The organism is Nostoc flagelliforme FACHB-838 (assembly GCF_014698065.1).
Classification (GTDB): domain Bacteria; phylum Cyanobacteriota; class Cyanobacteriia; order Cyanobacteriales; family Nostocaceae; genus Nostoc; species Nostoc flagelliforme_B.
On record NZ_JACJSI010000250.1, the window covers coordinates 1 to 8,518 of the forward strand.

At 41.7% G+C, this 8,518-nt stretch carries 10 protein-coding genes; 7 read left to right on the forward strand and 3 right to left on the reverse strand.

Translation table 11 applies throughout. From position 1 onward, the window contains the following. Positions 1-84: 84 nt before the first annotated feature. The 3 genes from H6G97_RS39420 to H6G97_RS39430 are packed head-to-tail and all read right to left on the reverse strand — an operon-like array spanning position 85 to position 2,177. On the reverse strand, positions 85-561 hold the full coding sequence (locus tag H6G97_RS39420) for a hypothetical protein (RefSeq protein WP_190946081.1): 477 nt from the start codon (positions 559-561) through the stop codon (positions 85-87). A gap of 21 nt (positions 562-582) precedes the next feature. Continuing rightward, positions 583-1,488, reverse strand: a complete 906-nt coding sequence (locus H6G97_RS39425; protein ID WP_190946082.1) for a DUF1822 family protein — start codon at positions 1,486-1,488, stop codon at positions 583-585. Next, positions 1,485-2,177 (reverse strand): helix-turn-helix domain-containing protein, encoded by a 693-nt coding sequence (locus H6G97_RS39430; protein WP_190946083.1) that lies wholly within the window; start codon positions 2,175-2,177, stop codon positions 1,485-1,487. The genes H6G97_RS39425 and H6G97_RS39430 overlap by 4 nt, the downstream gene beginning before the upstream one ends. A gap of 387 nt (positions 2,178-2,564) precedes the next feature. Here H6G97_RS39430 and H6G97_RS39435 point away from each other — a divergent pair, with 387 nt between their 5' ends. The 7 genes from H6G97_RS39435 (at position 2,565) to pqqE (ending at position 8,296) form a co-directional block, all read left to right on the forward strand. Beyond that, positions 2,565-3,278 carry a PspA/IM30 family protein gene (locus H6G97_RS39435; protein WP_190946084.1) on the forward strand — a complete coding sequence of 238 codons (714 nt, stop codon included), beginning with the start codon at positions 2,565-2,567 and terminating at the stop codon, positions 3,276-3,278. A 6-nt stretch (positions 3,279-3,284) separates the two neighbouring features. Beyond that, complete coding sequence (locus H6G97_RS39440; protein WP_190946090.1) at positions 3,285-4,166, forward strand: phosphate ABC transporter substrate-binding protein; 882 nt, start codon at positions 3,285-3,287, stop codon at positions 4,164-4,166. Positions 4,167-4,627: 461 nt separating this feature from the next. After that, a complete protein-coding gene (gene pqqA, locus H6G97_RS39445; RefSeq protein WP_190946085.1) occupies positions 4,628-4,819 on the forward strand; it encodes a pyrroloquinoline quinone precursor peptide PqqA in 192 nt (63 codons plus the stop codon). 55 nt (positions 4,820-4,874) lie between these two features. Then, positions 4,875-5,780: a pyrroloquinoline quinone biosynthesis protein PqqB gene (gene pqqB, locus H6G97_RS39450; RefSeq protein ID WP_190946086.1), complete on the forward strand. Its 906-nt coding sequence runs from the start codon at positions 4,875-4,877 to the stop codon at positions 5,778-5,780. Positions 5,781-5,801: 21 nt separating this feature from the next. Beyond that, entirely contained in the window at positions 5,802-6,530 is a 729-nt protein-coding gene (gene pqqC, locus H6G97_RS39455) for a pyrroloquinoline-quinone synthase PqqC (RefSeq protein ID WP_190946087.1), read from the forward strand. A gap of 179 nt (positions 6,531-6,709) precedes the next feature. After that, entirely contained in the window at positions 6,710-7,027 is a 318-nt protein-coding gene (pqqD, locus tag H6G97_RS39460) for a pyrroloquinoline quinone biosynthesis peptide chaperone PqqD (protein ID WP_190946088.1), read from the forward strand. 171 nt (positions 7,028-7,198) lie between these two features. Next, positions 7,199-8,296 (forward strand): pyrroloquinoline quinone biosynthesis protein PqqE, encoded by a 1,098-nt coding sequence (gene pqqE / locus H6G97_RS39465; protein ID WP_190946089.1) that lies wholly within the window; start codon positions 7,199-7,201, stop codon positions 8,294-8,296. Positions 8,297-8,518: the final 222 nt, after the last annotated feature.

An 8,518-nucleotide genomic window follows, 5' to 3' on the forward strand; every position in this document is an offset into this window, starting at 1 on the left:
GGGGCTAGATGGATTAAATCTTACCCTAGCCTGGATAGTGGCACTTTGTTTCTAACTTGACTGCTGATCAGGTAAGTCCGCTTGTCAATAGGGTTTGAGACGCGCTAACCCTGCAACTTCGGCATTGGGATAGTGTTCTTCAAATAAATTCCATTCTTGCCAAGGGAGGCGACGCAAGTCGATATCTTTGGCATCAATAATGACACGAATCTCATCATTTGAATGGTGCAATTGTTGTGCGATCGCAATTAATCTATCCCGGATTGGCCCCCACCTGCTATCGTAAGTATTCAGCCATTGATTTAGCTCGTCTTTCACTGCTAAAGTGTGTGCCGCGTGAGAATGAATTGTGACACTTTTGGGTGTGAGACGGAACGTAGCACAAGAACGCACAGCCTCGATTTGGCGATATGCTGACTGCCATTCATTAAAGGATGATTCTAAATTTAGTGGTAATGGAGGTAAAAACCCTTCTGTTTCTTCATCCAAGCTTTTCGCTGTTAGAATTACCAGAAATCCATCTGGTGAATTGCGTCTTAGTTTCAACTTGACGGTCGCCATTACTGTCTCCTTTTGTTTGTTTTAAACAACAAACTCTTCCATCAGGCTTGTTTCCCCTAACACTATCTTGACACTGAATTTTTCCTCGTGCTGGCAACTAAACTCTACTTGCATCCAGTCATCTGCACTTCTTGCTTGCACTTCCATGCCAGTGTTTCCATCTGCATCTATGACAATCAGTTGTAAATCTGGGGGTAAATGAATCGCATCATCAGCGGGATAAATTCGTAGGCGAATATCAAAAACTTCGCTATCCGTGGGTGTTAATTGTACCAATAAGAGTACTTGCCGAACCAGGTCAATCACTTTCGCCCGACTGATAGAGTTAGTTGAAGGGCGAGTCATTGTACTACTGCTTCTAAAATTGTTAGCAAATACTAACTCTGGGGCTTGCCAATCTGATTCGAAGATTCCCGTAACCCATTGACGCAGATTTATTAATAGCCTTCGCTTATGTATCATCTGAATCAGAGCATCAAAAGATTGCAGTTGTGCTATTTCAAATATTGCTGGTGATTCAGTCATCTCCCTTGCGGGAAGAAATCCTAACAATTCTACATAATCTAATTGCTCACTAAACTGAACTCCTACATAACCAATGCGGTCTTGTATCATGGTTGGAGGTAAGACGATAGCAACCTCACCCGGTAAAACTGGACGGCATTCAAGCTTACCAACTCCCGGCAATACTAAGTCAGCAACATCAAAAATTGCCCTTAAACCGCGATGCCAGCTATCGCCTTGATTCAGCGCTGTCTCAATATTTAGCCATTTGAGATAACTGTGAACAGCATAAACAGCTAGAGTGTTGAGATAAACTTGTTTTCCTTTTTGGAGACTATCTTGCTGGGCGGCAAATTCCTCAGCCCAACGGTGGGCATTTTTGGGGAGAGGGACGCTTAAAATAGGCGATTGTGTATTAGTCATGAGTCAGATCCGAAATTCATACCAATATCTTTTAACAGGGGAAGGCAATTTTTCTTCCAGTGGGAGTAAAGAGTTTGATTGCTTATATTTAACTCTCTAGCAATATCAGCTATTTTATGAGGTGGTTGTTGTAGAAGTAACCGCATTGTCAATAAGTGACAATGGCACTCAGGATTTTTACGCGGATGACTGGCTTTTAATTTACCTTCTTGATCTTGCTCAATATATTGCCAAATGCGTTGACCAAGGCATTGGCGCTCAACTTCTTGGATTTGGGCAATTTTGATATCCAGCAAATCTAAAGAAATACTTTCTGACTGACGATCTGGCAAGATATTTAGTAGTGTTGTTTCGTCACCCTCATTGTTACGGGTAAGTCTGTCTAAACTTATGGTATAATTACTATCTGCTATATACAAATCTTTAATGCGCCATTTAAGATAGCCATTAATCCAAGTTACTAGGCTTTGTTGGAACGAAGGCGAGCGCGCTTCAAACTCGCAAATCTTCCGGCTCACCCATTCCCAAGTTTGATTTAAGGCTTCTAAATAGTCTTGGTGTCCAGACTTATAAATGCCAGGGAGTTGTTGAATGAGCATAAGCAGTCTATTTAAGGCTTTCTGCCTCTCTGGACTGGGGTCTGGGTAGCAGCATACATTATCAATCAGTTTTTTCAGTTGTTCATCCACAAGGATTATTCTCCCAAGCTGCTGTACCTGTTAATTACCTGAAAGACAATAAAGCTTTTGCAGCTTGAGTTTACCTGATTTTTAATTCACTTATTACGTGTGAATCTTATAAATATCAACAAGTTTTTATTATTCTTGCTAGAGAAAATTCATAAAGAGCGTGGCACGCAGTTAAGCTAAAACCCAAAAGCCTTTGAGATTAAGGTTTTGCGTCGATTTAGTCGTTAACAAAAAGATCCCTGGCTTCTTTAAGATGTCCGGGATCTGAGTTTTTTGATTAATTCATTTCATAAAAATAAAAATACTGGATGTAAATCTAATAAGAGCCACAAGGATAAAACTTGCTGTATCTGATTAAAACCACTCTTCGTGAGATAGGTGTGATAAATGAAAAAAGCTATGTACTGGTTAATGGGTGAAAAAGCAGGAAGAACCATAGTTGGTACTTGGAATTGGCTATGGGGAATGCCAGTAGAATCTGGTGGTAAGGTGGCTGTAGCCGTGGCTGAAAAATCATTGCAATCAATGCAAGAATCGGTACAAAAGTTAGCTGTAGCTGTTGCCATGCAAGAAGGTTCTTACAAGACAGCCAAAAATAAATACGAGGCAAAAATCAAAGAATTACGGACTTTGGAGCAGCAAGCAAATATTGCCCAACGAAGTGGTAATGCAGAAGCAGCGCGAATGGCAATGACCAAAGCAATTCAGACAGAGCAGATTTTGCCAAAACTGGAGGAAATGGTCAAACAGGCTGAAACATCTGTAAATGCTTCTAAAGGTAAGCTGAATCGGGAACGCATGAAGCTAGAAACCTACAAAGCTGATATGCAAAATATGAAAGATATGTCAGAGGTGAATGAAGCACTAGCGATGATTGCCAAAGTTAATAATGAATTTGATATTGGTTCGGCTAAAAGTGACTTTGAAAAAGCTAAAAGTGCAGTTGAACGCCGAAATTTGCAGACAGGCGCTTTAGCAGAAATATCTGAAAACCCAACTGAAAAACTCCAAGCCGAAATAGAACGTATGACTGTAGATGACGAAGTTTCTCGTCGTTTGCAGATGTTAACTGAGTCAAATACTGAAAAATTATCAGAGTAAAAATTTATAAGTCAAAAAAGCGCTCCTCCTCCAATTGTTTTTATCCTGATTTTTGTAGCTTTAATCGGTGGTGGTTACTGGTTCTTTTTCAAGCGGGAAGCAGTACCAAGTAATATTACTTCCCCAATCAACACACCTTCTACTAGTTTTTCATCCCCAAGCTCATTACCAAGCGGTACTACTGTAAAAATAGACGGTTCTACGAGCATGGTGACAATTAACCAAAATCTCAAAAGAGCATTTGAGAGGCAGTTTCCTGGTACGAGTGTTGTAACTAGTGCTAATGGTTCTCAAAATGGTATCGCGGATCTGATAGCGGGTAGAGTGGATATTGCGGCGGTATCTCGACCATTGACTGCACAAGAACAGAGTCAGGGATTAGTGGCGGTGTCTGTGACAAAAGATGCGATCGCGCTGGTGGTTGGCAAAGCAAATCCTTTCAATCAAGGATTAACCAGCGCTCAAGTAGCAGATATATTTCAGGGAAAAATTAACAACTGGTCAGCAGTTGGTGGTAACAATGGGACTATCCGAGTCATTAATCGACCGGCAATTAGTGGAACCCATCAAGCATTTCAGGAAATAGTGTTGAAGAAAGCTAATTTTGGCACAACACCAAACATCGCAACACTACCACGAGATGCCACAACTCCCCTACTCCAAGCTTTAGGAACTGATGGCATCAGCTATGCTACCTTTGCACAGGTTGCCAATCAACAAACAGTGCGATTTGTTCCCATTGATGGATTGACTCCCGATGCAAATAGTTATCCTTATCAACGGCAGCTATTTTATGTCTATAAAAACTCTGCTACTTCTGGAGTTCAAGCTTTCTTAGGTTATGCAACTTCGCCTCAAGGGCAGCAAGCTATCATCCTAGATAATTAATTCATCTAGAGTCCCATTAATCATTAATTATGTAGAAACGCTATGTTTTACGTTTCTACAGGAAAAGGAACTTTGTGCCTGAAAAATTTGTGTTAAATTAAGTTTTAACAGTATATACTGTTAATAAGCAGTTAATAAACAGATACTGACTGCTAAAAGTATTTTTGTACTTCTTATTCGCCTTTTACGGGTTTGCTCAGTTAGGTGCAAGATGTGAGTTCTACCAGCGTATACTGAGAATTTTTTTACTATATCTCCGACTTTGCAAACCACTCTCACTGATACGTATAATGAAAAATAGTACAAGAGCAGCAAAAATACTGTGTGTTTCTTGTTTAACGCAGTTTAGTGTAAAGTAAAGATATTTTGAGCCAGCAAATAAGACAAATAGTAAGTAAAATTACTAAAATTAATTGCAGGCCAAATTAAAAACTGAACATTTATTTCAAGAGGTGTCCCTAATGATTCGTGAAACAAACAATCACTCTATGCAAGAGCAAGAAAGCAATAGCTCACAATTAAGTGAGGATGTCTCTGCTAGAACCTCATTTCTTCCTCCAAATATTAAGTCAGCAATTGATTGGGAAAAACCAGATTTTGATGAGCTTGACTTGTGTATGGAAATAACCACATACATTCTTCATGGGCAATAGTTGTAAATATTAAGTTTAATTGCCCAATTAAAACCTCTACCTGCTTTTTGTTTTTATGTTCCTAAAAATTCTTGGTACTGCCGCAGGTGGTGGTTTTCCTCAATGGAATTGTAACTGTCCTAATTGTCAAGCAGTCCGCACAAATCGTGCAGGTGTAAATTGGCTAAACCAGTCATCAATTGCAGTGAGGGAAAATAATCAGCCTTGGTTTTTGGTCAATTCTTCTCCAGATGTACGTCCGCAGTTAGAGAAATTGCGGGAAGGACAACCGTCTACAATTCGGTCAAGCCCGATCGCTGGTGTCTTGTTAACTGATGCAGAGATTGATCATACCACTGGGCTAGTTATCCTCAGAGAATCTACAGAAAAGCTGCGCGTATACGGTACAGAAACAGTACGTAAGGCTCTGACAGAGGGTTATCCCCTGCTGTCTACGTTAGCAAGCTATTGTGGTGTGGAATGGTCTGTGCTTGAACCTCATGTACCTATAAATCTGGGGTTGAATGGAGCAGATGGTTTGGAAGTGGAAGTATTTCCCCTAGCAGCCAAACCACCAAAATATATGCGCCACCAGACAAATTTAGATGGAGTTTGGGTTATAGGTTTGACATTTCGCGATCGCACAACTGGAAAAGTTGCTACTTATGCTCCAGGTTTAGCTGAACTTGACGAAAAAATCTTAGAACGGTTTGAGTCTAGTGACTGCATTTTAGTAGATGGCACTTGCTGGGAAAATGATGAGTTGTTGGCTTTAGGAATATCCAAGCTGCAAGCCCGCGATATGGGACACTTACCCCTTAACACTAGTTTAAAAAGCCTTGCTAAACTGAACCGTCCTCGGAAAATTCTCGTTCACATCAACAACACTAACCCAATTCTTTTACCTGATTCAGACGAACGCAAAATTGTTGAAGCCGCAGGCATAGAAGTTGGTTACGATGGTCTGACCATCGAATTGTAATTTTGAGGTGCAAAAAAAAGCGTGTTGGAATTAGTTAAAGAACCTCTTCCGTGGACTCAGACAGAACTAGAGGCGGTATTGCGATCGCAACATCGCCGCTATCATCATCTGCATCCATTTCATGCAAGAATGAACAGTGGTGATTTAACGCCAACAGAAGTACGGCGCTGGGTAGCAAATAGATTTTATTATCAAAAAAGTATTCCCCTTAAAGATGCTGCTATCTTGTCAAACTGCACTGATTTAGAAGTGCGGCGGGAATGGATTCAACGCATCATCGATCATGACGGTCAAGCTGAGGGCGAAGGTGGTATTGAGGCATGGTTAAAACTCGGTAAAGCTGTAGGATTGTCTCGTCAGGAACTGTTAGAAGACCAGCACGTACTGCCAGGAGTTCAATATGCAGTGGATGCCTACGTTAACTTTTGTCGCACTCGACCTTGGATTGAGGCAGTAGCTGCATCACTGACTGAACTGTTTGGCCCAGATGCCATTCGAGTCCGCTTAGTTGCCTTAGAACAGCATTACCCGTGGATCGATCCTGCTGGATTTGACTACTTTCGGGCACGTCTTCACCAAGCACCCAGAGATGCTCAATATGCCCTCAAGCAAGTCCTCAAACACTGTCGAACTCGTGAGTCTCAAGAGAAAGCAGTACAGGCTTTAGTATTCAAGTGCAATTTATTGTGGAGCCAGTTAGAGGCGATTGAACAGGGCGATACTAGACCTCAAGAAGGGCATAGAGAATAAATTGGCGTTGCAGAACAGTGGGATGAATTGGGGCAAGCAGGGGAGGCAGGGGAGGCAGAGGAAGCAGGGGGAGAATTTTAGAAATTGCCAAATCATCCCGCTTTCTCTGCAACGCCAATAAATTAAATAGGGGCATAGGCATTGGGTTCTGATTTTGCTAATTACTAATTACGAATTAAATGAGTACTATAGAGAATCATGCTCGACCGCGCCTAGTTCGTGGTGTGCGTTTACGCTGGGATGATCTGAGAAAGCAGCATTGGCTTCTGATTCCAGAAGGGGCACTAAAATTAAACTCCACAGCAGCAGCAATTCTAGCACTTTGTAACGGTGAGCGAACTCTGAATGCGATCGCAGCAGAGTTGGAGAAACAGTACCAGGGCAAAAATGTGTTAGAAGACGTGTGCAATCTGCTCTCTCGAATTAGTCAACGAGGACTATTAATTGTAGAAAACAATAGCCAAGGGGCAGAAGTTAGTTTAAAAACTGACAAATAAAAAAATATCCAACTACCTCTTGTGGGGTGGGCATCTTGCCATTAATGTCAAGTTAAGGCAGAAGCCCAAATGTCAAAGGTATGTTCATCGAATTCGGGGTGTGGTTTATTGAATTTGGGCAGCCGTTTATTGAATTCGGGGTGTTGTTTATTATTGTTCAATTTTAATTTTATGACAATTGATAGACCTTTAAGCTTAATAGCAGAATTAACGTATCGCTGCCCACTGCGTTGTCCGTACTGCTCCAACCCACTTAATTATGGCGATAACCAATATCGTCAAGAACTTTCCACCGATGATTGGTTGCGAGTAATTCAGCAAGCCTCGGACTTGGGTGTGTTACAGCTTGGCTTGACCGGCGGCGAACCACTGCTACGAAAAGATTTAGAATTACTTGTGGCCGCAGCAGCCAAAGCCGAACTATATACCACTTTAATTACTGCTGCTACGTTGTTAACTCCAGAACGAGCTATACAGCTGCGTGATGCCGGACTCGATCACGTACAAATTAGTATCCAAGATAGTCGTGCTGCTGAGTCGGACTATATTGCTGGAACTCCTTCTTTTCAGCAAAAACTAGAGGCAGCAAGATTAGTAAAAACTTTGGGTTTCCCGCTGACACTTAATTTTGTTCTGCATCGGCAAAACCTAGACAGGATTGATGAGATTTTAGAACTATGTGAGGTTTTAAAAGCAGACCGAGTTGAATTAGCAAATACTCAGTATTATGGCTGGGCATATCGCAACCGTACTGTTTTACTACCCACCCGCCAGCAGTTAGAACGAGCAGATGCCGCAGTAGCATTAGCTAGAGAGCGCAACATCTGCCCAATGGGTATCTTATATGTGCTTCCAGACTATTATGAAGATTATCCCAAACCATGTATGGGTGGCTGGGGTAATCGAGCTTTAGTTGTCGCTCCTAATGGCGATGTGTTACCTTGCCAAGCTGCCAGTTCTATTCCAGAACTAGAATTTGCTAACGTCCGCAACCATTCACTAGATTGGATTTGGTTTGAATCATCTGCTTTTAATCGCTTCCGGGGAACAGAATGGATGCCTGAACCTTGCCAAAGTTGCGATCGCCGCCAGCTTGATTTTGGTGGTTGCCGTTGCCAAGCGTTACTTTTGACAAACAATGCTGCTGCCACTGATCCTGTTTGTCATCTGTCACCAGACCATCACCTGATTACTACAGTCACAAAGCAAGCAAATCAAGAAAACTTGGATTCACCTTTACCTTTGGTTTATCGCTCCATGCAAATGTAATGAGGTGAACTACCCCACCTGATAGTAGTTCCCATTCAGATGCGGTACAACATTACATGACAATGTGTAGGTACTGCCGTACCCCTACGGGTGTACCTCACTATACTCTCAATACGGTTCGGTTAAGCTCTAAGCAGTATTGATTACAGAAAAAGTAAGTGTTTCCAATTTAACTCCTGCCCCCTTATGTACTGGCTTCTTGGACGGAAACTTAGCCCTAGT